General features: G+C 55.1%; 23 protein-coding genes and 1 pseudogene. 11 read left to right on the top strand and 13 right to left on the bottom strand.

The window, feature by feature from the left end:
• Nucleotides 1-101: 101 nt before the first annotated feature.
• Genes B5G09_RS12420 through B5G09_RS12430 form a run of 3 tightly spaced genes read right to left on the bottom strand, consistent with a single transcriptional unit; the run spans nucleotide 102 to nucleotide 5,638 of the window.
• Nucleotides 102-1,418 (bottom strand): TolC family protein, encoded by a 1,317-nt coding sequence (locus B5G09_RS12420; protein WP_087405418.1) that lies wholly within the window; start codon nucleotides 1,416-1,418, stop codon nucleotides 102-104.
• Nucleotides 1,419-1,421: 3 nt separating this feature from the next.
• The gene (locus B5G09_RS12425; RefSeq protein ID WP_241147671.1) at nucleotides 1,422-4,577 is read right to left on the bottom strand and encodes an efflux RND transporter permease subunit; all 3,156 of its coding nucleotides are present in this window, start codon (nucleotides 4,575-4,577) and stop codon (nucleotides 1,422-1,424) included.
• Complete coding sequence (locus B5G09_RS12430) at nucleotides 4,577-5,638, bottom strand: efflux RND transporter periplasmic adaptor subunit (RefSeq protein ID WP_241147672.1); 1,062 nt, start codon at nucleotides 5,636-5,638, stop codon at nucleotides 4,577-4,579. The genes B5G09_RS12425 and B5G09_RS12430 overlap by 1 nt, the downstream gene beginning before the upstream one ends.
• Before the next feature lie 176 nt (nucleotides 5,639-5,814).
• On the opposite strand from B5G09_RS12430, the gene B5G09_RS12435 reads away from it, so the two are divergent.
• The gene (locus B5G09_RS12435; RefSeq protein WP_162608282.1) at nucleotides 5,815-6,741 is read left to right on the top strand and encodes a helix-turn-helix domain-containing protein; all 927 of its coding nucleotides are present in this window, start codon (nucleotides 5,815-5,817) and stop codon (nucleotides 6,739-6,741) included.
• Nucleotides 6,742-7,049: 308 nt separating this feature from the next.
• Here the strand turns inward: B5G09_RS12435 and B5G09_RS12440 are convergent.
• The 6 genes and pseudogenes from B5G09_RS12440 to B5G09_RS14120 form a co-directional block, all read right to left on the bottom strand.
• A pseudogene (locus B5G09_RS12440) lies at nucleotides 7,050-8,397 on the bottom strand (MFS transporter).
• 13 nt (nucleotides 8,398-8,410) lie between these two features.
• Nucleotides 8,411-9,334, bottom strand: coding sequence for a glycerophosphodiester phosphodiesterase family protein (locus B5G09_RS12445; RefSeq protein WP_087405420.1), 924 nt, complete (start codon nucleotides 9,332-9,334; stop codon nucleotides 8,411-8,413).
• A gap of 1 nt (nucleotide 9,335) precedes the next feature.
• Nucleotides 9,336-10,361 carry a hypothetical protein gene (locus B5G09_RS12450; protein WP_087405421.1) on the bottom strand — a complete coding sequence of 342 codons (1,026 nt, stop codon included), beginning with the start codon at nucleotides 10,359-10,361 and terminating at the stop codon, nucleotides 9,336-9,338.
• A 5-nt stretch (nucleotides 10,362-10,366) separates the two neighbouring features.
• The gene (locus tag B5G09_RS12455) at nucleotides 10,367-11,269 is read right to left on the bottom strand and encodes a sugar phosphate isomerase/epimerase family protein (protein WP_087405422.1); all 903 of its coding nucleotides are present in this window, start codon (nucleotides 11,267-11,269) and stop codon (nucleotides 10,367-10,369) included.
• Nucleotides 11,269-11,664 carry a PQQ-binding-like beta-propeller repeat protein gene (locus B5G09_RS12460; RefSeq protein WP_087405423.1) on the bottom strand — a complete coding sequence of 132 codons (396 nt, stop codon included), beginning with the start codon at nucleotides 11,662-11,664 and terminating at the stop codon, nucleotides 11,269-11,271. Before B5G09_RS12460 ends, B5G09_RS12455 begins: the two co-directional genes overlap by 1 nt.
• 451 nt (nucleotides 11,665-12,115) lie before the next feature.
• A complete protein-coding gene (locus tag B5G09_RS14120) occupies nucleotides 12,116-12,568 on the bottom strand; it encodes a helix-turn-helix transcriptional regulator (protein ID WP_162608283.1) in 453 nt (150 codons plus the stop codon).
• 885 nt (nucleotides 12,569-13,453) lie between these two features.
• On the opposite strand from B5G09_RS14120, the gene B5G09_RS12475 reads away from it, so the two are divergent.
• From B5G09_RS12475 to B5G09_RS12520, 10 genes are all read left to right on the top strand, one after another.
• A complete protein-coding gene (locus B5G09_RS12475) occupies nucleotides 13,454-14,026 on the top strand; it encodes a LemA family protein (RefSeq protein WP_087405426.1) in 573 nt (190 codons plus the stop codon).
• Nucleotides 14,023-15,042, top strand: a complete 1,020-nt coding sequence (locus B5G09_RS12480; protein ID WP_087405427.1) for a DUF3137 domain-containing protein — start codon at nucleotides 14,023-14,025, stop codon at nucleotides 15,040-15,042. Before B5G09_RS12475 ends, B5G09_RS12480 begins: the two co-directional genes overlap by 4 nt.
• Before the next feature lie 65 nt (nucleotides 15,043-15,107).
• Nucleotides 15,108-15,764, top strand: a complete 657-nt coding sequence (locus B5G09_RS12485) for a hypothetical protein (protein WP_143256561.1) — start codon at nucleotides 15,108-15,110, stop codon at nucleotides 15,762-15,764.
• 22 nt (nucleotides 15,765-15,786) lie between these two features.
• Nucleotides 15,787-17,145, top strand: a complete 1,359-nt coding sequence (locus tag B5G09_RS12490) for a hypothetical protein (protein ID WP_087405429.1) — start codon at nucleotides 15,787-15,789, stop codon at nucleotides 17,143-17,145.
• A gap of 12 nt (nucleotides 17,146-17,157) precedes the next feature.
• The gene (locus B5G09_RS12495; RefSeq protein WP_087405430.1) at nucleotides 17,158-18,249 is read left to right on the top strand and encodes a trypsin-like peptidase domain-containing protein; all 1,092 of its coding nucleotides are present in this window, start codon (nucleotides 17,158-17,160) and stop codon (nucleotides 18,247-18,249) included.
• Nucleotides 18,250-18,252: 3 nt separating this feature from the next.
• Entirely contained in the window at nucleotides 18,253-18,924 is a 672-nt protein-coding gene (locus B5G09_RS12500) for a hypothetical protein (RefSeq protein ID WP_087405431.1), read from the top strand.
• Nucleotides 18,925-18,930: 6 nt separating this feature from the next.
• Nucleotides 18,931-19,701 carry a hypothetical protein gene (locus B5G09_RS12505; protein ID WP_143256562.1) on the top strand — a complete coding sequence of 257 codons (771 nt, stop codon included), beginning with the start codon at nucleotides 18,931-18,933 and terminating at the stop codon, nucleotides 19,699-19,701.
• 12 nt (nucleotides 19,702-19,713) lie between these two features.
• Complete coding sequence (locus B5G09_RS12510) at nucleotides 19,714-20,385, top strand: DUF2625 domain-containing protein (RefSeq protein WP_087405433.1); 672 nt, start codon at nucleotides 19,714-19,716, stop codon at nucleotides 20,383-20,385.
• Nucleotides 20,386-20,563: 178 nt separating this feature from the next.
• On the top strand, nucleotides 20,564-20,866 hold the full coding sequence (locus B5G09_RS12515) for a hypothetical protein (protein WP_241147673.1): 303 nt from the start codon (nucleotides 20,564-20,566) through the stop codon (nucleotides 20,864-20,866).
• Between the two features lie 80 nt (nucleotides 20,867-20,946).
• The gene (locus B5G09_RS12520; RefSeq protein WP_087405435.1) at nucleotides 20,947-21,420 is read left to right on the top strand and encodes an ankyrin repeat domain-containing protein; all 474 of its coding nucleotides are present in this window, start codon (nucleotides 20,947-20,949) and stop codon (nucleotides 21,418-21,420) included.
• A gap of 134 nt (nucleotides 21,421-21,554) precedes the next feature.
• Here the strand turns inward: B5G09_RS12520 and B5G09_RS12525 are convergent, their stop codons facing one another.
• The 4 genes from B5G09_RS12525 to B5G09_RS12540 all read right to left on the bottom strand — a co-directional run bounded on the left by B5G09_RS12525 (nucleotide 21,555) and on the right by B5G09_RS12540 (nucleotide 23,731).
• Nucleotides 21,555-22,049 carry a hypothetical protein gene (locus B5G09_RS12525; RefSeq protein ID WP_241147674.1) on the bottom strand — a complete coding sequence of 165 codons (495 nt, stop codon included), beginning with the start codon at nucleotides 22,047-22,049 and terminating at the stop codon, nucleotides 21,555-21,557.
• Nucleotides 22,050-22,365: 316 nt separating this feature from the next.
• Nucleotides 22,366-22,647, bottom strand: a complete 282-nt coding sequence (locus B5G09_RS12530; protein WP_241147675.1) for a hypothetical protein — start codon at nucleotides 22,645-22,647, stop codon at nucleotides 22,366-22,368.
• A gap of 191 nt (nucleotides 22,648-22,838) precedes the next feature.
• Complete coding sequence (locus B5G09_RS12535; protein WP_087405436.1) at nucleotides 22,839-23,108, bottom strand: immunity 17 family protein; 270 nt, start codon at nucleotides 23,106-23,108, stop codon at nucleotides 22,839-22,841.
• A 152-nt stretch (nucleotides 23,109-23,260) separates the two neighbouring features.
• Entirely contained in the window at nucleotides 23,261-23,731 is a 471-nt protein-coding gene (locus B5G09_RS12540) for a DNA-processing protein DprA (protein ID WP_087405437.1), read from the bottom strand.
• Between the last annotated feature and the right edge of the window lie 473 nt (nucleotides 23,732-24,204).

The raw sequence follows: 24,204 nt of genomic DNA on the forward strand, positions 1-24,204 counted from the left end.
TCGATCTCGCACAAAACAAGGGTCACATCGACATGTATTCATGAACGAAGTGGCCATTCGGAAAACATCTGCCGCACGGGATTACCCGAACACGGTGGAGATCACTCCAGCCGTCCGGTTGCACGCAGATACTCCGTCCGGTAGATCTGGTACTGCGTCTCGGCCTCGATCCGGTTGCTGGCGGCCTGCTGCCACTGCGATTGGGCGTCGAGCAGGTCGGTCAGCGGAGCCATCTGCGCCGCGTAGCGGTTGCGCATCACGCGCAGATTCTCCTCGGCCTGGCGCAGCGCCAGTTCAGCGGTCTGAATCATCCGATAACCGTCCTCGACGTTGCGGATCGCCTGCTCGGCCTCGAGGGTCATCAAACGCGTGTTTTTCTGCAGTTCGAGCTGCGCATTCTGCAGTTCGAAACGGGCCTTGCGCACCTTTTTGCGCCCCTCGCCCCAGTGGAAGATCGGAACCTTCACGGCCAGCATCGCCAGACCCAGGCCATCGCGGAACTCCTGCGTATAGGGAACGTAGTTTCCGCCTCCGGCATCGACCATGCTGTTGAGTTTGATGTTGCCATAATAGGTATACCCCAGCGAAAGTCCCGCCGTGGGGAGCATCGCCGAACGGGCGTCGCGGATCTGCTGCTCGCCGATGGCCACCTGCTGCTCAAGCATTCGCAACTCGGGGCGCGTTTCGAGGGTTGCCGACAGTTCGCCCGGCGCCGACGCCCGGAAGAGGGTGTCGGTCGGTACGGGCCGCACGTCGCTCCCCACACCGATCACCCGGCACAACGACATGCGACACAGATCGGCCCCGTTGCAGGCCTTCTGCAACTGATAACGGATCTCACTGCGTTTGGACTCTACGCGCAGCCGGTCGTTCTCGATGGCCATACCCGCCTTGACGGCCGCCGCCGTCTGCGAGTAGAGCGTATCCATCTGTGCTGCATAACTCTCAAGCATGTGCACCTTCCCCTCGACGGCCACCAGCGTCCAATAGGCGTTGTCGGCCTCGACCAGCACCTCCATGCGGGTCATGCGCAGCTGCTCGCCGGCCGCCTCCTCGCCGATGCGGGCCATGCGGCGCGCCGCCGCAATCTTGCCGCCGGCGTAGATCGGCTGTGTGAGGGTCAGGCCGGCCATGTAGGTGCCGCGCATGCGCAACTCCATCCCCATCATGTCGATATCGGGGGCAACATAGGCCCCCGTGGCCGACCCCTCGATCTTCGGAAGCGAAGCCGCCGAGGCAATCTGCCGGTCGAGACGCGCCTGCTCGAGGCGGTTGCCGGCCTGCTGCAGTTCCTCGCTGTGGGCAAGGGCCCGCGCGCGGCACTCGTCCAGCGTGAGCGGAAGCACCTGCTGGGCCCGAACGGCCGCCGCCGACAGCAGGAGAACGCCGATGGCCATATATAGCTTTTTGATCTTCATGATTTATGCGTTTTGAGGTTTGCGAATCCGGAACAGGGCCGCGTAGAAGAGCGGCAGCAGAATGAGCGTGATGATCGTACCAACGGTCAGACCGCCCATGATCGTCAGGGCCATCGACCCGTACATCGGATCGCCGACCAGCGGGATCATCCCGACGATCGTAGTCAGCGAGGCCATCAGCACGGGACGCACGCGCGAGACGGTCGCCTCGATAACGGCCGTATAGGGCGGCCTGTGCTCTTCGGTCTGCAGGCGGTTGATCTCGTCGACGAGCACGATGGCATTCTTGACCATCATGCCGATCAGCCCCATCATGCCGATGATGGCCATGAAGGTCAGCGGCTGGCCCGTCAGGAGCAGCGACGGAGTGATGCCGCAGAAGACGAACGGGAAGCACAGCAGAATGAGCAGCACTTTGCGCCAGCTGTTGAACAGCAGCAACAGGATAGCCAGAATCAGAAAGATCGTCAACGGCAGGTACTTCATCAGGTTGCCGATCGCTTCGCCCTGCAGTTCGCCCTCGCCGACCCAGCGCATCGTATAGCCGTCGGGCAGCGCGATGGCCTCGATTTCGGGACGGATCGAGGCGACGACCTTGGCCGGCGTCGCATCCCGGCTGTCGGGATTGGGATCGCACTCGGCCTCGATCACCCGCCGGCCGTTCATCCGCAACACCACATCCTCGTCCCAGTCGAGGCGGATGTCATGCACGGCATTTCCGAGCGGCATGGCGCGGAACATACGGTCCTGCAGCTCGCTCATCCCCTGACCGCCGGCCAGCGCTCCCTGCAGGTCCTCACCCGTCAGCCGCAGGTTCATCATGCTCCAGACGGGGATCTCGTCGAGATTGCGGATGCGGCTGCCGTCGTTGTTGCGCACCTGGAGGTTCAATGTCACCATCCGCTCCTGGTCGTTCAGCACGCCGACCGGCATGCCGTCCGTGGCGGCCAGCAGGGCGTTGGCCACATCCCCGCGGCCGATCCCGGCCCGCAGGGCATCCTGCTGGTTGAACTCGGCCACCAGCGCCTTGCCTTTCGGCTTCCAGTTGTTCTCCACCGAATAGGCATCAACGTAGGGACAGCGGCGCATGACGGCCTCGGCCTGTGCACTCAGATCGCGCAGCACGACCGGATCGGGACCGGCAAACTCCACTTCGACGGTGTGCGACGTCGAGATCGAGAAGTTGTACTTGCGGATGCGGACGTAGGCCTCGGGAAACTCCTCGCGCAACTGTCGACGGATCGGGGGAATCACCTCAAGAACGGTTTTGTAATCGGGGCAGTCGACGATCAGCTCGCCGTAGCAGTCGCCGCCCGAGGTCATCGGGCGCACCAGGCAGTAGTGAGCCGGGGCGCTGCCCTGGCTGACGGCTACCCGCTCGACACCCGCATGGAGCAGCACGCTGTCGCTCATTTCAAGCAGACGGTCACGCACCCGGCCGGCATCCGTGGCCGAGGGGAAGAAGCACTCGACGACGAACTGCTTGTAGTCGAAGTCGGAGAAGAAGAGGTTCTTGACACGCGTCATGCCGAAGAGGGAGAGGGCCAGCACGGCGAAGGCCACGACGATCGTCGCCCGCTTGTAGCCGATCAGGAAGGCGATCGAGCGGCGCACGAAGCGGTGGACCGGCGAGTTCATCACGACCGGCTTCTGCGCTCCGGGCTGCAGTTTCTCCCGGGCCGGGAGCCACGACTTGGCACAGATGGGCACCTGTACCAGTGCCAGCACCCAACTGGCCAGCAGGCTCACGCACAGCACCAGAAAGAGGTCGCCGGCATACTCACCCGCCGAATCGGGCGAGAGGTAGATGCCCAGGAAGGTCGAGGCGGCGATGACGGTCGCGCCGAGCAGCGGCAGGGCCGTATTGCGACCGATGCGATAGAGGTATATCTTCGGGCTGAGGCCCCGTTTCCTGTCGATCAGGATGCCGTCCATGATCACCACGGCGTTGTCGACCAGCATGCCCATGGCCACAATGAAGGCCCCGAGCGAGATGCGCTGCAGCGTCGTGCCGCACGTCAGCAGGATCGGGAATGAGACGGCCACCGTCAGCACCAGTCCGAAGCCGATGATCAGTCCGCTGCGGAAGCCCATGGTGAAGATCAGCACCAGGATGACGATCACAACCGATTCGAGCAGGTTCCACATGAACGACGAGATGGCCTGTGAGACCTTGTCCGGCTGGAAGAAGATCTTCTCGGTATGAAATCCGGCCGGAAGCTGCTGCATCGCCTCCGCGAGCCGCGCATCGACCGCCCGGCCCACATCCGGCACGATAGCCGACGACTCCATGGCGATGCACAGAGCCAGCGCCGGACGCCCGTCCACAAAAAATCCGTTACGCTGCGGTTCGGCATACCCCCGTTCGACGCGGGCCACGTCGCCAATACGCAGCTGGCGGCCGTCCATCGTGCGGATCTCCAGGTTGCGGATCTCCTCCACGTCGTCGACCGCCGAATCGACATAGAGCGCGATGCGTTCGTCACCGCTCCGGAACTGCCCGGCATCGACCGTCTTGCCGACCTGCTGCAGCGCCGACATGATCTGTGTCGGGATCACACCGTTGCGGGCGATCTGCTCCTTCGAGAGGATGATGTTGATTACCTCGTCGCGGTTGCCCGCGATGTTGATCCGCTTGACCCCCTTCACGTCGAGCAGCTCACGCCGCAAAAATTTGGCGTAGCGGTACATCTCCGGATAGTCGTACCCGTCGGCCGTCAGGGCGTAGAAGATGCCGTAGACATCCATCATGTCGTCGATCACCACCGGATCGTAGCACCCCTGCGGCAGACGCCGGGCCGCATCGCTCACCTTGCGGCGCAGGAGATCGAAGTGCTGCTCCAGATCGCGGTTCAGCACCGTCATCTGGAACTCGACGGTCAGCGTGGCCGAACCGTTGCGGCACTCGCTCGTCACCTTCTTGACATTGGGCAGCGCCCGCAGCTCATCCTCCATCAGCTGGGCCGCCTTCAGCTCCACCTCGTGGGCACTGGCTCCGGGATAGGGAATGACGACCATCGCCTGCTTGACCGCCACGGCCGGATCCTCCAGTTTGGGCATGTAGAGGAACGACAGTACCCCCGCAATGAGGATCGCCCCCATGAGCGACCAGAACAACACCGGCCGCCGCATGAAAAACTCCGTCAACTTCATCTTCATCACAACAGCCCTCCTACGTTGGTTCGACTCGGCGCGGCCACGACACGGACCTTCTCGCCCTCCTTCAGGGCCGAAACTCCGGCCCGCACGATCGTCTCACGGCCATCAAGCCCCTCACGGACGACGGCACGCCCTTCAGCATCCGTATTGTCGAGCACAACGGCCCGGCGCCGTACGGTCGAATCGGCCCCGAGAACCCACACACTGGGGGTCCCGCCCTCCAGAAAGACGGTTCCGAACGGAAGCGCAAAGCCCTGCCGACGGGTCGTATCGCTCTCGGTGATCCGCACCTCGACGTTCATGCCGGCCGTCAGCTGCCGGTCGGGCTGCGCGGCAAAGGCGAGGGTCAGATGGTAGAGCTGATTGCCGTCGGCCTTGGGCGGAAGCCCCGAAAGCCGCAGCGGAATCTCGTCGGCAACCCCCGCCGCCCGGCAGGCAAAACCGGTGAAGCGGTCACGCCGGAGGTATTCGACGGCCGGAATGTCGACCTCAACCTCCATGCGTGAGACGTCGAGCAGTGTAAAAAGGGCTGTTCCGGCATCGACCATCTCTGCCGGCGAGAAGTTCACCGTCTGAACGTAGCCGTCGGTCGGGGCGTAGAGTTTCGTATAGTCAAGTTTGTTGCGGTTGGCCTGCAGCTGGATGCCCAACTGCCGCAGTCCGGCGCTGGCCTTCTCGAAATCGTTGACCGAGACGCTCCGCTGCTCGAAGAGCTGACGCGTACGCTCCACCTCATCGCGCATCTGGTCATACTGGATCTGCAGCGCCTCGACCGCCAGCCGGTAGTCGGCATCATCCAGTTCGGCTAGCAGCTGCCCACGGCGCACGTAGTCGCCCTCGACAACGTGAATCCGCGCAATCTGCCCGGCGGTCTTGAATCCCAGACTCACCTCGTGGGCCGCACGTACGATGCCCGAATAGGTACGCGTCATTTCGCCGCCCAATGCCACGGGATGCGTCACATACACACTCCGCACGAAGGGAGTCTCCTGTCGTCCGCCCGAACAGCCGCTCAACAGAATCGCTGCCAGAGCGATCCACCATCTGTCTGCTTTCTTCATCGTTCTTGCCTTTTTTGAAGTTTCATGACGACAAAGTTCCCGATTTTTCCGCGATGGGCTTTGTCTCATATTGTGGACCTGTTGTTCGAAAGGATAGCAAAACGTACTTTTAAAGGAGAAATAACCGCAATTTATTGTTTGAATCCGTATATTTACCGACGTAAAAGCAAATGACCATGACTGAATTCCGGAACTTCAATACGCTCAATCTGACGATAATCCCTTTCGACGAACACGACTGTATCTTCGAAGACCAGGTCTTTCTGGCCGGCGACCTCGACGACTCGGCTCCGAAGCGCGATCTGAACAACGATCCGACGATGCGCCCCTTTCTCACGTCACCATACCCTTTCAAGATTCAGTTCGCCATGATGCTCCTCTGCCTGGGTGGAAATATGCGTGTGAGGCTGAACCTCAACGAATACGAACTGCACCGCAACTCGTTGCTGATCATCACGCCGGGGGCCATCGGCCAATGCCTCGAGGTTTCGGACGACTGTCGGATTGCCTTCCTGGCCCTCTCGAACGATTACGTCATCCCGGAGGGAAACGCCGAAGGAGCGCTTATCGTGCGCAAGTTTCTGGCACGGCAGATACCGCTCGAACTCACCGACGCCCAAACGGCCGAGATCCTGGCCATCTGCCGTGTTCTGCGCGACAAACTCCGGCAGCCCGACTTCCGTTTCAAGCACGAGATTCTGAAAGGGTATCTGCAGGTGCTCTCCGGCGAGATCTGCCAGCTGATGGCACCTCTGGTCGAAGCACAGGAAGCCCGACAGAGTTCGCGCAAAAAGCTGATCTTCGACCGTTTCCTCGAGGAGCTGCGGCAGCACTACGCCACGCAGCGCAGCGTGCAGTTCTATGCCGACCGGCTGTGTCTGACCCCGAAATATCTCTCGCAGGTGGTTCATGCCGTCAGCGGGCGCCATGCCGGAGATTGGATCCGCGATTATGTGATTCTCGAGGCCAAAGCCCTATTGAAAAGCGGACAATATACGATCCAGCAAGTATCCGATATGCTGAATTTCGCCAACCAGTCCTTCTTCGGAGTCTACTTCAAAAAGGCCGTCGGCTGTTCGCCGACTGTCTACAAGGAGTCATAGAGTGACACGTCGTGCATCCGCGCGTAAGGATGCTTCCTGTAACGGTCACGGATTCTTTGCATCTGGCCCGGCAGCGAAAAATAATCCGACGACCCCGCAACCACCGATTTGTGAGAACCCCCATCGCGAGCGGCGATGGCGGGCAGAGGCCCCGGCCGGAATTTTTCTGAGCCAAAGCAGGCCGCATGACAGCCACACGAAAAAGAGCAGCAAGTGAGCAAAGAATTTTCATACGCTTTCCGTTTTATGCGAACGGGCGGGAAACCGCTTCCCGCCCGTTTGTAATTTCGCAATCCAATCGGACGGACTTATTTGGCTCGGGCCTTCCAGACGGCCAGCGTGCAGACCACCGAGAGGATGGCGGCCCCGATCCAGAACCACGTCACGACCGAAAAGTCGTATGCCGCTACATCGGCCACTCCCCCCGCTCTTGCCCTGTTGAATCAGGATGCCGCTCAACAAGTCCTGCACGGCGGCACCCACGTAACTGGCGATTCCGACGACTCCGAGCGCCGCACCGGAGGCCTTCTTCGAGGCGATGTCGACGGCCATCAGTCCGCCCAGGAAGCAGATCAACGCTCCGATGGCCAGGCCGAAGAACACCATGCTCGCGGCGTCGAGCCAGAAGCAGTCGCGCGGCCCCAACAGAAAGAGCGACAGCCCGAGGATATTCATCAACCCGAAGATCAACGCCGGGAGGTTGCGCCGCCCGCCGAAGAAACGGTCCGAAACCCACCCCGAAGCGACGGTTCCCACGATTCCGCAGACCGAGCTGATCGAGATCACCGAACTGGCTTCGAGATTCGTGTAGCCCTTGTCGGCCTCAAGGAAGAAGATACCCCAGCTGTTCACCGCATAGCGCGAGATATACATGAAGGCACTGGCCAGCGCCAGCATCCAGATCGCCGGATTGCGCAGAACCTCCTTTTGGTACTCACCGACCGATTTGCCGTCGTCCGCTGCGGCCTCCTCCCGAGGTTGGTCCCCCTTGTAGACCGCCACGGGCGGCAGACCGTTGCTTTGGGGCGTGTCGCGCATGAAGAGGACGACGATCAGGAATCCCAGAAGACCCAGCACGCCGGCGCCGCGGAATCCCCACTGCCAGCCCAGCGAGGCGACGATGACGGCCGTTACGATGAAGGTGATCGCCTCGCCGATGTTGTGGCTCGAGGACCACAGCCCGTAGAAGGTTCCGCGCTCCCGGTCTCCGAACCAGCGCGAAAGAGCCACGACACACGGGGCGGCACCCATCGACTGCGCCCAGCCGTTGACGGCCCACAGCACGAGAAAGACCGCGAAGGAGGTCGTGAAACCCAGCACGAGGTTGATCAGTGCCGTGACGAACAGTCCGGCCGCCAGGAAGCGGCGGATGTTGCTGCGGTCGGCCAGAAAGCCGTTCGTCAGTTTGCCGACGGCATAGGTGATGAACAACCCCGAGCCGATGATGCCCAGTTCCGTCTCGGAGAGGACCCCGGCATCGACGATCGGCTTCTTGATGACATTCAGACTCAGACGGCAGACGTAGTAGAGTCCGTAACCGAGCGTGGCGGAGAGGAAGACCGACCACCGCAACCGCGTATAGCGGCTGCGGATCGCCTCGGGGTCGGTCAAGGGGTCCGAGGCCGACGAGGGTGCAAAAAATCGCAGCAGATTCATGGCCTTCTCGGGATTATTCGTGCAACCCGCGCTGGCGGAGGTAGCTGAGCAGGTGTTCGGCGCGGTCGGTCTGGATGATCCGGGCCCCGAGCGTGTCGATCAGATAGCCGAACGCGGCATCGGGATCCTCGAGCGACAGATCGTCGTCATGACCGCCGCAAACAGTGTCCCACAACGTGTTGTACCAGATCAGCGCCTGTCCGCGCAGCGTGTCGCGCATCCGCAGCGGCATAGCCGTATCCTCGGCCTGCGCATAGAGCAGTTCGTAGGCTGCGGGCTTCAGGTCGGAGATATAATCCTGCATCAGTTCCGCGGCATTCTCGCTGTCAAGGTTCACAACCGGCATGTAGATCACCTCGTCGAGGTATTTTCCATACAGGGCAAGCACCTCATCGGCCGGTTTCGAGCCCTTCATGACGATCTGCCGCGTCGTTCCGGTCCGCTCCAGCACCGGCGCCACCAGGTCGAAATAGCGGTCGGCCTTGTCGAGATTCACCAGCACACGTCCCTTGGCGGCCAGCAACGCCTCTTCAAGTGTCGGAACCGTGTGTTTGGTCCGGATGCCGCAGCCGTTCTTGAGTTTCAGTGTACGGATCGAATCCAGCGTCCAGTCGGCAACGCGCCCCTTTCCGGTCGTCGTGCGGTTCAGCGTGGCGTCGTGCATGACAATCAGCACGCTGTCGCGCGTCAGTTGAAGATCCAGCTCCACCACATCGACGCCCACGGCTATCGAGTGTTCGATGGCTGCGATGGAGTTTTCCGGAGCGTAGCGCCAGTCGCCGCGGTGCGCTACGACGAAGACTGCGGTCGTATCGCCCGCAAGAAGACGTGCCCGGAGCCCTTCGGCCCGGTTCTCCGGAGCGGCGCTCTGACGTGCCTCTCCGGAGCAGCCTGTCAGCACGACAAGTGCCAGCAGGCAGGCAAACACCCGCTTCATATCAGTTGAGTTTACCGTTTTTCCAAACCATTTTCTCACCCCAGAACGGCATATGAGTCTCTTCGCAGTCAAGCTGCGCGGCTCGTGCAAGTCCCTGTTCAAGGGTCCAGCGCGAGGAGTCGGGATCCGTATGCGAAAGCTCCAGGATATGCGACAGCAGAACGTACTTCGGCGTGAAAAGTTTGCCGATGACGTTGTTCTCGGTCAGCTCGTTGGGGGCATAACGCGGGATATAAACGTCGATCTCCTCCGTCACGTTGAACTGATCGGCCGTGAAATTCGAGTCGCCGGAGTGCAGCAGCACGAAATGGCCGGTATCCTCGCCGCAGTCGATCTGAAAGACCGTCACGTGGACATTCGTCGAGCCGTTGTTGTGGTTCGTAATGAAGGTGTGGAGCACAAAGTTGCCAATCGTATAGTCGGCCGCCGTTGTCGAGGTATATGCGTATCCCGGTTCTTCGAGGTAGTTTGTCACGACAGGTTTCCCGGCTTCAAGCATCGCCTCGATCAGCGGCAGGCTCTTGTGGTCCTGATGAACGTGTGTCGAGGCATAAAAATCGAGGTACGGAGCCAGCTCGGCAGCCCGGCGGTGATAGATATCTACACCGAAGCAACCCGACGGCGTCTGGATGACATAGCCCATGTTGTAGAGCATCCAGATATGGACCTCTCCTGCCGCCGGCTTCTCTTCGCGCAGACCGTTCAGCACCCGGTCGAAAGCTGCATTGTAGCACGCCAGAATATCTTCGTACTTGACGAGCGACCAGGCGAGCCAATCCGCGCCATTGAGAAAGCTCGAGAAGGTGGCTCCCGAACAGGCATCGGCGTAGCCCTGGATCGTCGCGAAGAGTTCGCGGCGGGTCGTGAGATCAGCATCGAGCGGCGAAGTCCGCCACAGCGTCTCCATCGTTTCAGGGGCCCGGCTGGGCTCCTGCTGCGGAACCGTCCAGTCGGGATCATCGTTCGAGCAGGCTGCAAATCCGGTCAACAGAGCTGCAGCACAAAGCATCTTGAAAGTATGTTTCATGGATTTTATCGGTTTATATTCATTTGTTGGAAATCATTATTCATGCGGTGGAAACTCTCCGCAACGGCTTGGGGCGTCGTGCGGCTGCCGTCACGACGAAACTTCTTCACCTCGTACATCAGCACACCGTCGTAGCCCGCCTTTTCGTGGAGATCCCGACGGAAAGCAGCCCAGTCGATTTGGCCCTCGTAAGGGAGCCAGTGGCACTCGTTCACAAAGTCGTAGTCGGAGATATGTACGGTCCGGATCCGACGGCCGGCCGCCTCGATGAAGTGCGGAATCGTCCCCTGCGTGTAGTGGTTCGTGTCGAAGCAGATCCCGACATCCGGCACCGCGTCAACGATACGCACCAGCTCCTCGGGCGTATTGCCCAGACAGGTGCGGGGCAGGTTCTCGATGCAGAGTTCCACGCCGCACTCGTCGGCAACCCTCTTCAACGTGCGAATCGACGCAATGGCATTTTCGAGCCGCTGTTCACGCAGGCTGTCGGCAATCGGCTCCGAGCTGGGGTGCAGCACCAGTCGCTGCGGCGCATAGAGTTCGCAACTCCAACGGATCATCTTCGCCTGAACCGCCACATTTTTCGCACGCAGCGAATCGTCGGGAACCGAGATGTCGAGCGTCCGCGAAAAGGGCAAATGCACCGACCAGACCCGCATGCCGGCACTGTCGAGGCGTTCCTTCATCTGCCGCATCCGCGGATATTTCTCCTCGTTGGGAACACCCCGGTAACATTGGTTAACGGCAACTTCAACCCACTGGATACCGTCGGTCAGGGCCTGGCGCAACTCCTCAACCGTGGGGATGGAGCCCCACAAGGCGGTGGAGGTCCCGACCTCGGAACGTTGAGCCGAGGCCGGAACTGCCGCCGAAAGCTGAAGGGAGATGAAAAGGATCAAGCGTCTCATCACTTCAATGAATTGGTACCCTGGTCATTGCATCCACGCATCGGCCATTCTCCCGACAACGGACCGCATCCGATTTCCCAGGCATCCACCATACCTGCCAAATCGTTTTTGCGCCCATAGTAAAGTCGTCGGTCAGGCCCGATGGTAACGGGGCTCATGACCTGATCGCCAATGGTCTTGACAACGGACTTTGCACCGGCGTTGTCGAATGCCACCAGGTTGTTCGGCGAAGCATATTGGGCGATGTAAGCCTTTCCGTCGGCCGCGAGTGCAAATCCCGAATAGATGTACCCCTTGTCGGTCTTGTCGCTCCATTTCTCGGAACCGTTCCTGTCAACGGCATAGAGATAGCCGTTTTTCTCGCAGAAATAGACGGTACCCTCGCGGTCGGCCACCGGATGGTAGCAAAATCGTTACCCCCTATTTCTCAAATAATTCGCTAAAAGTTTATTCCTCAAATGGTTATATCAAACCGTTGAAAATTTAAAATAAATTCGTAACGATTATCATATATATTTACGACACAAGGTCTACAACACTATTTAATGTCAAGATTTACAGCTGGACTGTTACAGTGCGTATGGGAAATCTTGACGGCGCATAGAATGACAAATGCTGATATATAACCGTCAAAACATACGGAGGTCCCCGATCCTGTTCATTATCGATATGATTCAGGACCTCCAAGACACATTGAAGAGAAAGGTGTACTTTCTCCAACAATATGGCCGTGAGACAGTTTTTCAGGCTGATATGTTTGGCAGACAAAACGAGCTTCATTGGCGAACTAAAAATAAGTTGAACCAATGAAGTTCTTATTCTGAAAAGAGCGCGAAAAGTTCGGATTTAAGATTCTTCCACAGATTCACTCTTCTTTCGCATTTGACCGGGTGTGCGACCAAAATTCCGTCGACAATAATCCGAGAAAGTGGACGGCATATTGAACCCGTTGCTTTCGGCCACCTGGTAAAGCGGAAGGTCCGTATCAAGCAACATTCGCTTGATCCGCTCTTTACGGCGCTCACGCAACCATTCCGACACCGGAATGTCAAACTCCTCCTTGAAGCGCTTGCGAAAAACAGAGCCAGACATACAACAAGCGCGCGCCAACTCTTCGCTGGTCGTATTTCCCGTTACTTGATGTTGCAAGGCCTGCAGCCGTTCTCGGAATTCGAACGGTTTGAAATCCGGAAGCAGTCGTCCGAGAGAACGGAAGTCTTTATCGGTCAGAAAAGTTGAATGTGGATTCTTTCCCGAAGCCGTACCCTGATTCCGGTATTCGCGGAGCACGTTGCTCATGATCAAATTATATAGGAAGTTCAAATGTGAATATCCTTCGCTGTTCACAGAAGCAACGATTCTGACACATGACAAAAACCCCTGTCTGTTACGGGTTCGGTAATAGTGCTGACAGGTATCAACAAGGAATCCGAGGGCTCGATTATCCGGACAATAGGCCGCCAAAATATGAAATTTAATCTCCTCATCTGGTAGTTCTGGTGGCACTGCATGACAACATCGAATTTGATTGACAAGCCAACGTACAGCTGAAATATTATTTGCTGAACAAACCAGCACTGTCCAGGTAACAGGACGTGCAATTTCAACTTGACGGAATAACGACAGAACCTCCTGAAACCAGGCATTCCACCTAGTCCGAGACGCTATCTGCACAAGATTTTCACTCAACAATCTCATTCTTCAACAAGTAGAATCAAAGATAAGATTTTCTCATTATTGAACCAAAGATCTATCTATAAAATTGTTTCATTAAGTTCAAGTTCAAAAACTGACCATTATTACCGATTTAATCATCCTTTTTTGCTTTTGGCATTTGCGGATCAATAAAAAAAACTATATTTGTAGAACGATTGGGTGCAAATCCCGGTCAGATACATACAAAGCGTTATGCTGATCTTGTAGTTTTGGGAACCTGAGAAATTTTCAAACTTGGCACGAGAGATGGCATGGCGGCTCTCACGTTCGCGTGGGCTGCTATCACCATATTCGTGCTAAAGGTAATCTCAGGACCTCCAAAACCAAATATGGCCGCAGGCCCACGCTTTGTGTATGTCAGGGCCCGGGCTATGCGGCTCGACTTACGGAGAATGCTGGATGGATGTAGTGGAGACCCGAAAATTTCGAAACAGATCGGAAAACCGAACCCGATAACAAATATATTTTATGTCAACCGGAATCATTCTTATTGTCATCGTGGCCGTGACCGTCATCCTATTGGTTACGTGGGGTATTATCACTTACAACAGCCTCATTTCCAAACGCAACCGCGTCAAACAATGCCAAAGCGGCATCCGTGTGGTATTGAAGCAGCGCAACGACCTGATTCCGAATCTCGTCGCTGCGGTCAAAGCCTACATGGGCCATGAGAACGAAATTCTGACACGTATCACCGACCTGCGCTCACACGCTGCCTCTGCTGCAGAGCGTGAACAAATCCGCGAAGGCTGCGAAATCTCCACGTTACTCGGCCGTCTCAATGTCGCCGTGGAAAACTATCCCGAACTGAAGGCTAACACGCAGTTCCTTCACCTGCAGGGGCAGATCGAGGGGATGGAAAACGAACTGCAGGCAATCCGTCGTACCTATAACGCTGCCGTTACGGAATACAACAACGCAATAGAAATGTTCCCTTCTTCGATTATCGCCTCGTGGGCCCATCACACACAAGAGGAGTTGATCGAAATTCCTGACCAGGAAAAGCAACCAGCATCCGTGGCCGAACTCTTCCGCTCATGAATGCCCAGACACCCGATTTCAAGGAGCTCACCGACCGGATGCGCCGGGAGTTGACACGCGTCACACGACTGCGACGGGTAGTGAGGGTGCTGCTCGTGATCGTCTACTCGGCGACGCTGCTGTGGTTCGTATTCTGTCTCTTCGGCGGCTACCTGCTCGCCTCGGCCGATTATGCAACGAACGTACAGACCAGTCAATACATCCTATACGGATTCATCCTCTTCTGCGTGCTGCACTTCGCATTCATGCGGGAGCTCCACTCGCTTGGCGAGCGGGAAGGCGCCCTGATGGAACACATCGTCGGTGAACTCTTTCCCGAAGCTCGATTCAATCCGGCGGGAGCGGTCAATCGCGAGGCGCTGGCCGCAAGCCGACTCTTCAGCGAATCGACCTCACTCTCCGGCCTCGAAACCACCTCCTACGGACGGATAGAGATTCCCGTCGGCGAAGAAGTGATGTCGGTCTGTGATGTGGGAATCACCTCTCTACAGGGGCGCGACTTGGCAGCCAATCCGTTCTCAATGCTCTATCGCTCGCTCGTACGACCGATCTTCGGAACGCGCGTCGAAAGTACCATGCACTCGTTCCGCGGAATGTTCGGCTACTGCCGCACAGAACGCAAATTCCGTGGCTATGTCCTGCTGCTGCCCGACCACCTGGAAAACAAGGTCGGCTATCTGGCGCAGTCCATCCAGCGCATCCGTCAGAAGAACGGCGCAAAGTTCGTCCACCTAGAGGATCCCGAGTTCGAAAGTCTCTTTGCGGTCTACGCCGACGACGAGGTCGAGGCCCGTATGGTACTGACCCCCGCGATGATGCGCCGTATGACGGAGCTGCGACGGTCTTTTAACCGCGATCTGATGATCTCCTTCCGGGGCGATACCCTCTATTTCGCCTCCGAAACGCCGGACGGATTCCTTCGCCCGGGACGACGGTCGCTCGGCGACGAACGTCTGTTGGAGCAGTTTTGGCGTGAAATTACATTCTGCCGCACCGTGGAGGCCGAAATGAAATAGATCAAAACCGCACACAACACCGAAAACTCAAACAATTCATTCCATAAAACCTAAATGTATCTTTTATGAAAAAGTTATCACGACTCGCCGCCATTGCCGGCATGACTGCACTGCTTGTTTCGTGCAACAACGTCAGCTCGATGCTCGGAGGAGCCAAGTATCCGGCCGACCAGGCCGATTCCTACGCCAAGGCCGTGGAAATCCTCAAGGAGAAGGTCGACACGACGAAGTTCAAGATTTTCGCCATGCGTTTCAACGAGCGTGAGGAGCTGTCGAACGACCTGAGCAACATCTCGCTCGACATGGTCAATGCGGATAACTATGCATTCCGTCAGGCATACTACATGGATGGCAGCGTCGGGCGGATGAACGACTTCTCGACGAGCGTCAACGAGATCGACTATGCGAAGATCAAGGGCATCAGCCTCTCGGCAATCGACCCCGCAGCCATCGGACGCCAGATCGAAGAGGCCAAACAACTCCTGCCCGAGGGACACACCTTCAAGTCGGTCAGCGTCTACGAGCTCGACGAAGTGCTTCCGCGAAGCACGAGCATGATGAACCGGGGCCGGAATATCGGTGCTCTGGAGACCGAATTCAAGATCTGCTTCACGGAGGACGGCAAGGAGACCGAAACCTCCGGAGGTCAGGTGACCCACCTCTACTACGAAGCCAATATCATCGTCAATCCCGACGGCTCGATCACGCCCGAAGAAGAATAACCGTTAAACTCAATAACGACCTATGAAACGTACACTTCCCTTTATTGCGCCTGTCAAGGACTCTACGCAGAGTGCCATGCAGCGCGACCTTTATGACAAGAGCATCGACCTGTACGGTGAAGAGAAATACGTCGAGGCATTCCATACGCTGCTCGACCACCTCAATCCCGAATTCCGCACCAAGTATGGCAATGCCCAGGGGACGGAGTTCCACCTTCCGCACGGCTCCATCGTCGTCAACGTACGTCTCGACAACGAGATGATGTACATCGACGCCGACTTCCTGAACCTTCCGGAAAAAGGCCGTGTAGCCATGCTGCGCCAAGTGGCCGACATGAACATCAACCGGCTGTTGCTGCCTCGCTTCACCAAGGAGGGCAACCGGCTGAAGATGGAGTACCACTGCCCGCTTACGGAGACGCATCCCCACAAGATCGTCAACATCCTGCAGAACATCTGCCGCGTGGGCGATCGCTACGATGACGAATTCTGCACGAAATTCGGAGCCACGCGCTGCTATGAACCGCGCGTAACACCTTATCCTGCCGAGACCGTAGACCGCATCTATGAGGCGATTCAGTCGCTTGTCAAAGCGACGCTCGACGCTGTCAAGGAATACAACGACCAACGACGCTACGGATATTCGTGGAATGTCATCGACACGACGTTCTATCAGATCTCCTACTTCGCACAGCCGCAGGGTCAGTTGGCCAACGAGATCGACAAGGCCGTCGAAGATATGGACGAAGAGTTGCCCGTAGCCGAATTGGTTATGAAGGGCATGGCATTCCTGCAAAAACTGCTCGACATGCCGAAGGAGAAGCTGTCCGAGGATCTCTATTATGTCGATACGCTCGTCTCGATTAAGGGCCCGTCGTCGCTGCAGAACGTGCAGGAGAACATGAAGGACGTTTACGAGGAGGCCACGGCTGCCATGCAGAACAAAGACTTCGAGCGAGCCGCCGTGCGTATCTGCTACAAGTTCTATGAGGCCTACTTCTACAACGACATGCAGGACGATCTGAACGTCATTTTCGTAAAGGCATTGCGTGAAGCGGCCGAGCAGCCGATGGAAAAAGCCGCTGAAATCCTGTGGACGGCGCTGGACAAGGTCATGGATGGCGAAATCGAGGAGGAGGACGATGGCGGATTCTTCTCCGGTGTCATGGAAGGCAACCCGATGGCTCAGCAGATGATGGAGCAGGCGCAGGCGCAAGCACAGGCCATGCAACAGAAAATGGTCGAGGCAATGGGCGGCGACGAGATTCAGGAACTGCAGAAGAAGATGACCGAGGCAATGACGCGCGGCGACATGGCCGAGTACATGCGTCTGGCCGGCGAGCTGCAGCAGAAAATGATGAGCGGATTCTTCAACAACTAAACACGAGTTACCATGGAACAGAATATTTATAGCATAGTATTCAAGGTTACGCATGCCGGAGGGTCCGGAAGTTGCTTCTACCTGAAAGACAAGAATCTTTTCGTCACGAACTACCATGTGGTTGAAGGTTTCCACACCGTAGCCGTGCACGACAACGACCGCAATCCCTATCTGGCGAAGGTCGTGCTCGTGAACCCGACGTTGGACATCGCCCTGTTGGCCGTAGATCACGACTTCTCGGCTCTCCCGGAGTTGAACCTCGCAGCCAATGATACACTCTCGATCAGCAACAAAATCCGGGTGGCGGGTTATCCCTACGGCATGCCCTTCACCGTCACCGAGGGAACCGTCTCTTCGCCCAAGCAGCTGATGAACGGTCAATACTACATCCAGACCGATGCCGCGGTGAACCCCGGAAACTCCGGAGGCCCGATCATCAACGAGAAGAACGAAGTGGTCGGCATTACGGTGAGCAAGTTCACCAACTCCGATGCCGACAATATGGGATTCGGTATCCGCGTCGAAACGCTGCACAAGGTCTTTGACTCCCTTGATGAACTGGACCGCGACTGCTTCCAGGTACAATGCGAAAGCTGCGACGAATTGATAGCCGACGAAGAGGAGTTCTGCCCCTCGTGCGGCGAGAAGTTACCCGAAGGGGTCTTCGAGGAGCGACAGCTCTCGCCCCTGAGCGAGTTCTGCGAGGCAGCCATCGAGAAGATGGGCATCAACCCAATTCTGGCTCGTGAGGGCAACGAAGCGTGGCTGTTCCACAAAGGTAGCTCTGAGATTCGTCTGTTCGTTTATGACCGCACCTACCTGTTCGCTGTCTCTCCGATCAACCTCCTGCCCAAGAAGGATGTGGAGAAGGTGTTGGACTATATGCTCGACACGGATTTCTATCCCTACAAGATGGGTATCGAGGGGCGCCAGATCTACCTGTGCTACCGCATTCATCTGGCCGACATCTCGGAGGAGTCCGAAGAGCGCATCCAGCAGAACCTCGTTCAGCTGGCGGAAAAGGCCGACGAACTGGATAACATGATGGTCGAGTGCTTCGGCTGCGAATTCTCGGCCTACTCGAAACAGGAAAACGAAGCGTAAATCATGCTGGACCTCAAACAACTGACTGCAGCGCTCGAAGGGGGAGAAATTCCCCCTTCGTTCGATGCGAAAGCCATCGGAAAGCTCTCGAAGCGCTACCTGAAGTGGAACTCGGCCCGAGTGGTCAACCTCTATCCCATCCGCGGTGTCGCGCATGAGGACTCCCGATACTGTCTCTACGCATGTCCGCTTAACGGCACGACGATTGACGAAGAGACATTACGAGCCATTCACGCCGAAATTGATTCGCTCGAAATCGGACACATACGTTACGACTCCGTACAGTCGGAAGGTGCTGACTACTATATCCTTGATGAACACGGGAATCACTGCGGAATGGATGCTGACGACGATGTTGTCGCTATGATCAGCGATCGATTTGACGGTTTGGTGCTTTTCACAAAAACGGTATTCTCGCCAAAAAAAGCGGCACAACTCGACTGCCACTATGCGGCCCTCGGAATCTCGAAGGACCCTAATGGATATACAATCGAGCCCCTGTCTAACACGACGCTCGGACTGGAGGCCAGCAGCCAGCGGTTCCGCGGTCCGATGGTGGAGATTCCCGATGCAGAGGAGGTGTCGCCCGCCGTGGAGAAATACCGCCAGACGATGACACTCGTAATGGCACTCATGCTGATTGCAGCCGTAATTTGGTATCTTATCAAAGGATAAGCGACCATGGGAATGGATCTGTACGCCGGAACATTGACCCGGTATTATGCACACAACTGGAAAACTGAAGCTCAACTATGGGCTGAAGAAAATGGATTCGGATACCAAAAAATAGGTCCGGATTCCGAGCCTGGGGAGGAAATGTCCTCCGAAGAAATCCGACAGGCTGTTGAAAAGTGGCGAGATAATTTGCTTTCAGCAATTCGCGAGCATGGTAGCCGGATTGGATCATGGCCCGAAGACAACGAACATCCTTACCTGACGAATAAACCCGACTGGCCTGCGTTTGAGGCTCTACTGCTTTACGCTGCTTGTAAGTGTTTGGGTGAACCTTTGCCGGAAAAGTTTGGCAAAGAGGCTCAATTTGAGGATTTCGAAATCTCCGAACGTGCATACAAGGATCCCAAACTACAATGGTCGTTATTCAATGGTGCCATCTGCTGGTTGCCTTTAGAAGCCGGTTTCGTCATCACGGCAGAGATGCCTGCGGGCAACGAGGCTGTCATATCCACGACTTGGTGCCTGCTCAAGGAACTGGAAAAGATCAACAGTTATGATTGGAATGCCGACGAAGCAACGATCAACCGTTGGTACGATGAAGATGGATATGAAACCCAAGATTCGAAACTGACGAAACTGACAGACAACGTCTCCATGATAGAACCTGAATCGGGGTATTACGATACGGAATCACTGGCGCGCTTTGCATTCGCTCGTTTCTATCGGGCAGTGCAATTCGCACAAGAAAACCGGGTGCCGGTTCTGATGGATTTTTAAAATAGAGGAAACATGAGAACGTTAGACGCCTTAATAGATACGCAAGATCCGGGATGGCCGCTCATTCAGGAGTGGATGGCAGAAGCGAAGAATCGGTATCGGATTTTACCGAAAACTTCGCAGCGAGCAAACCAGGAACTCTTGAATGCACAAGTGACCACACGGTCCATTATGGGAGCTGTTATCTACGAAACGGGAGGTATTCTCATCAACGAGGGATGGATTCGGGTTTTGGGTTCCGGCTCTCAGGAACTCGACCGTGGCATCATGTCCTGGAATAAAGGTAAAAGTTTCCAAAACTATGGCGACCGACCTGCTTTCTTGTTGGTTGCCGATGATGTTGTCGGAGGCTATTTTGCCATCAATGCAGGGGCACTGGGGCCTAATATGGGAACAATCCACTATTTGGCGCCAGACACACTACAATGGGAAAATCTGGAGGTCGGATACTCCGATTTTCTGTATTGGTTGCTGACAGGTCCCATCGACACCTTTTACGAAACCTTTAACTGGAAAAATCGAGATCGTGATCTTGAACAAGTCGATGGGAATCACACCATCTCTTTTGTACCGTTTTTATGGACGAGTGAGGGTCATGATCTGGAACAAACTGACAAACGAATCATTCCCGTAGAAGAGCATTATGCTCTCACATTGGAGTTACAAAAACAACTTTTGAAATAATCATTAAAATTAGTGAACAACTATGAAAACCTTCAACTACGCATCAACCGCCTCTATCAAAGAGAATCTGACCTCAATCATTATTGGTATTGCTCTAATCGCTTTCCCTCTTGTTCATCCTTTCGGTATCCGCATCGGTGCAACACAGGTCCTCGGTCCCATACCGACGACAATCCTCATGATTATTGCGGGACTCTACATGCTCTATACGGCCTGCCGCAAAATCCGCAATGCCCGGAAACTCTCGGCCAAAGGCAGTGTCATCACCGTGGACAACGACCAGGTGACCTATCCGGTTATCCGCAAGGGCAATGTCGAAATGGAATCTTTCGCCATCTCCGAAATTTCGAGCCTCAACTATGCCGAGGATGACGGCATCCTGACCGTGACGCTCAACAATGGCAAGTCAACCAAGTTCGACGTCGATTTCTTCGACAGCCTCGACCAGCTCAAGGAGTTTGCCGCCCTGCTGCAGAAATAACCATACAGCTCCATGTGAAGACCACAATTCTAATCAGTTTATCCAAATAATGCTTAACTTTACAAACAACATTCTACAACATTACTTTTGCCAAAACACTGATTGAATATGGTGCTGATGTAAATGATGTTGAAACAGGAGAAAGGCGAAAAGAAAACAGCACACGGTTTACTCCATTAATAGCGGCTTCCAGAACAGGGAGATTAGATTTGGTCAGATTATTCGTGTTGAAAGGGGCTGATGTAAATTACCGGAACGAATTCGGTCAATCAGCGTTGAGTGAATCTGTAATGGTGGATGAATATAAAGCAGCTTATTACCTGTTGCAAAATGGAGCTGACTACAATCGTCCCATTTACTGCCGATTTAATTATTCTATACCAATAGAAAAGAGTGATCCTAACGATAAGGGGAAGCCAATGTATTTGTGGGATGTACTGAAAGAGGATTTATCGGAATTTGGCACAAGTGAGTATAAATACAAAATGCGAATCATCGATTTCTTAAAAAGCAAGGGATTAGATATTAGTTTGGATTCGTATTTTGAGTTATAACAATCTTCGTTGCCATCCATGTTGGCAAGAGATGCCATCGTGTAATTACATAAAAGGAGCATTAAAAATAAGAGATCATACAATCCAAATAATCTCGGAATGCTACTACGTATAATTATTCGAATGAAGGTCTCTTATTTACGCACAAACCTATAGTCGAAATACTGAAAATCGAAATTCTCATCAAGATCCCACGAATGCCCGTACAGTTGGAGATAGGTGTTGTCGGCACCCGGCAAGACTTCGGCGAGTCTATGCTCTGCCAGCAGGGCACGTAACTTCGGAAGCGTAAGGGTTGGAAGCATCCGGTCAATTGCAGCGGAGAGGACGGCCTGCTGCTGATCGTCGATCTGCAAATGAACCGTGGTAATGCTTGGGGGCACAACCACCTTCGCCGATTCGAATTTCAGCTTATCTTTCGGATGCTCCTCAAAATACGTTTCAATCCGAGCCAATTGCTCTTTGGATACCGGAGAACATAACGACACATCACAAGAGTCGAACGCGATACCGAACTTGAAGGTCGAACCGAATGCTTTCTGCAAGACCGCATAGTATCCCTGCCAGTCCCCCTTGTGAACCGATTCCACTTCGAAGGGCGAAAACTTTGGATGCAGTTCTTTGACCATCCAATAACCCGTTCTGTATTGAGTAACCCAATCTCCGACCTTAATGTTTCCCATAACGTCTGTCAATCTAAAATTTCTACAAAAATAACATTCCGGAACGTTCCCCGGCGCGAGACAGGATTTCCGCCACCAATCACTTGCTCGGCCTGTGCCGGGTAAGTAGTTTGCCCGAACTATGACACTATTCCGGTTGTCTACATGGACGGTGTAACGAGCGGATAAATTACGTTCACGGCAACTCAGGAAGTAGATTCCGGTTGCTAATGCCTTGTGCTTCCTCTTATTGTTCCATTCCGTGAAGTGCGCATAGGGAATTTTATGCAACATCACCAGTCATGAAGACAGAAACGGAGAACACGATTAGAAGAATGATTCCAAACACCTCGAATGCCAAGTCATGAAGGAAATAACCGGCTATGGTCAGAACCGGTATGAATATAAAAAGCTCGATACAGGCCCACAGCATATCACTTCCTCGGGGTTGTTTGAAATTGACCTTGTGATAATTCTTCCATGTTATTTCTCCCAACCAGAACAGATAGTCGAAGAAATAGTAACGCTGTTGCCGTTCTTGTTCTTTATGCTCCTGCTTCTTCATTCAAATTATATCGTATGAATTATGTTCAGTAGCCAACCAAGAATCTTTTCAAGAAAGTTGAGCCGCTCGTTATGCATTTATTCTTCGCCATTTATGAAGAAATATTTTTGTAATTTGCTGTGTTGAGCATGTTTACTGCCGATGAAACCGTTTTTTCTCCATTCAGACACCTCGCTTTAATGGATTCGAACTTATTCAGTACGCACGAAAAGATAAAGGACGAGTGCAAGCATCACAACAAGGAATACTCCAAGTACCAGACGATAGGTTTTCGGGCCCAATAGATCCAACAAGAAATTACCCCTGTAACTACCCGGTCGTGAATAGGTCCATTTCCAACCACAGATAACACCAATGAGCCAGAATAGCAACACGGCAGTGGCTATCAGATAGCCATAGTGAGGATTCTCGGGCATAATACCCGAGAGCAACTCATTCGGGTAATTTGATATCTGGCTCATATCAATTTGAGTTTGGTCTTCTCAAAAATAGTAAAATTCCAACTCAAATTCTTACATTACACATCCAAAAGACAGATACAGTAATTTTATCAGTTTTGCTGTGTCTTCATAAATCAAGCTGGTCGGTAAACAGACGATAGCCGCCGGACCCGTCAAAAACGGCGCACCGGTTTGCGACCCAGCTCCAGCCCGCAGAGGACGTCGAGCGAGCTGGGACGGCCGTCCGAGCGGAGGGCGTAAACACTCTCCTCTGCCATCGTAGCAATAGTATGGTTGCGGGTCTGGGCGGTCTGCCAACCGGTGCGGCGGGCATTGCGCACTGCAAAGATCAGAATGCGCTGCTCGGCCAGGGCCTCTTCGACGGCGGGAGGGTAGCGGCGGTAGAGGGCACGTCCCAGGGTCCAGATCACCGGGTGGCGGGCTTTCAGCAGGAGTTTAAAGACGGATTTTTCGAGCGGGGATTGGAAGCCGCTGATTACGACGCAATCGGTTGCGCAACACGCCTCGGCCCAGCGCAAGGCCTGCTCCTCGACGGCCGGTGAGACGACGCGCGAGGCGAAGAAGGCGACCTTCCGGCGGTCGAGCAGGGTGGGGTTTCCGGTGTAATCGTAATCGAAAGCCATAAAAAACGTGGGTTGCCGCATTGACTTACCACGCATTCAGGCCTTCGCTGCCCCCAACAGAAATAAGCAACACGGACAGCCCACGCGAAACGTGTATCGTGCACATAGCAAGCCAAAGGCCAGCGGGCACAATACATGCGTCCACGAGGCGTCCAGTTACATCTCTTTCTATTGGTCAAAGTTGCGAAGTTTGAATGCGAAAGAAAACGTAACGAAACGTTCGTAAATATGTCCGGCTCCGTCCGCAGAGGCACGGAACCAATTACAAAAATAGGAAATTAAATCGGAAACCGCCAACGGCCGCCGATTTTTGCGGTGAAATCTCATTAACTTGTGAGTCATGGAGGCTCTTTTTTCAGCCTGATATAATCCTCCCGGGAGTTTGGGGCACTATTAATTGAGTTCCGGTCGAAAAACGACCTTGGCATAAAGATGTGCTGATTCTGGGACGGGACCGTTGAAGATTGACTTAA

The sequence above is a fragment of the Alistipes sp. An54 genome (assembly GCF_002159375.1).
GTDB classification, from domain to species: Bacteria; Bacteroidota; Bacteroidia; order Bacteroidales; family Rikenellaceae; genus Alistipes; species Alistipes megaguti.

Bases quoted from the DNA above. Each gene is read 5' to 3' on its own strand.
- B5G09_RS12420 (WP_087405418.1), bottom strand. From the start codon at position 1,418: ATGAAGATCAAAAAGCTATATATGGCCATCGGCGTTCTCCTGCTGTCG.
- B5G09_RS12425 (WP_241147671.1), bottom strand. From the start codon at position 4,577: ATGAAGATGAAGTTGACGGAGTTTTTCATGCGGCGGCCGGTGTTGTTC.
- B5G09_RS12430 (WP_241147672.1), bottom strand. From the start codon at position 5,638: ATGAAGAAAGCAGACAGATGGTGGATCGCTCTGGCAGCGATTCTGTTG.
- B5G09_RS12435 (WP_162608282.1), top strand. From the start codon at position 5,815: ATGACTGAATTCCGGAACTTCAATACGCTCAATCTGACGATAATCCCT.
- B5G09_RS12445 (WP_087405420.1), bottom strand. From the start codon at position 9,334: ATGAAGCGGGTGTTTGCCTGCCTGCTGGCACTTGTCGTGCTGACAGGC.
- B5G09_RS12450 (WP_087405421.1), bottom strand. From the start codon at position 10,361: ATGAAACATACTTTCAAGATGCTTTGTGCTGCAGCTCTGTTGACCGGA.
- B5G09_RS12455 (WP_087405422.1), bottom strand. From the start codon at position 11,269: ATGAGACGCTTGATCCTTTTCATCTCCCTTCAGCTTTCGGCGGCAGTT.
- B5G09_RS14120 (WP_162608283.1), bottom strand. From the start codon at position 12,568: ATGAGCAACGTGCTCCGCGAATACCGGAATCAGGGTACGGCTTCGGGA.
- B5G09_RS12475 (WP_087405426.1), top strand. From the start codon at position 13,454: ATGTCAACCGGAATCATTCTTATTGTCATCGTGGCCGTGACCGTCATC.
- B5G09_RS12480 (WP_087405427.1), top strand. From the start codon at position 14,023: ATGAATGCCCAGACACCCGATTTCAAGGAGCTCACCGACCGGATGCGC.
- B5G09_RS12485 (WP_143256561.1), top strand. From the start codon at position 15,108: ATGAAAAAGTTATCACGACTCGCCGCCATTGCCGGCATGACTGCACTG.
- B5G09_RS12490 (WP_087405429.1), top strand. From the start codon at position 15,787: ATGAAACGTACACTTCCCTTTATTGCGCCTGTCAAGGACTCTACGCAG.
- B5G09_RS12495 (WP_087405430.1), top strand. From the start codon at position 17,158: ATGGAACAGAATATTTATAGCATAGTATTCAAGGTTACGCATGCCGGA.
- B5G09_RS12500 (WP_087405431.1), top strand. From the start codon at position 18,253: ATGCTGGACCTCAAACAACTGACTGCAGCGCTCGAAGGGGGAGAAATT.
- B5G09_RS12505 (WP_143256562.1), top strand. From the start codon at position 18,931: ATGGGAATGGATCTGTACGCCGGAACATTGACCCGGTATTATGCACAC.
- B5G09_RS12510 (WP_087405433.1), top strand. From the start codon at position 19,714: ATGAGAACGTTAGACGCCTTAATAGATACGCAAGATCCGGGATGGCCG.
- B5G09_RS12515 (WP_241147673.1), top strand. From the start codon at position 20,564: ATGATTATTGCGGGACTCTACATGCTCTATACGGCCTGCCGCAAAATC.
- B5G09_RS12525 (WP_241147674.1), bottom strand. From the start codon at position 22,049: ATGGTCAAAGAACTGCATCCAAAGTTTTCGCCCTTCGAAGTGGAATCG.
- B5G09_RS12530 (WP_241147675.1), bottom strand. From the start codon at position 22,647: ATGAAGAAGCAGGAGCATAAAGAACAAGAACGGCAACAGCGTTACTAT.
- B5G09_RS12535 (WP_087405436.1), bottom strand. From the start codon at position 23,108: ATGAGCCAGATATCAAATTACCCGAATGAGTTGCTCTCGGGTATTATG.
- B5G09_RS12540 (WP_087405437.1), bottom strand. From the start codon at position 23,731: ATGGCTTTCGATTACGATTACACCGGAAACCCCACCCTGCTCGACCGC.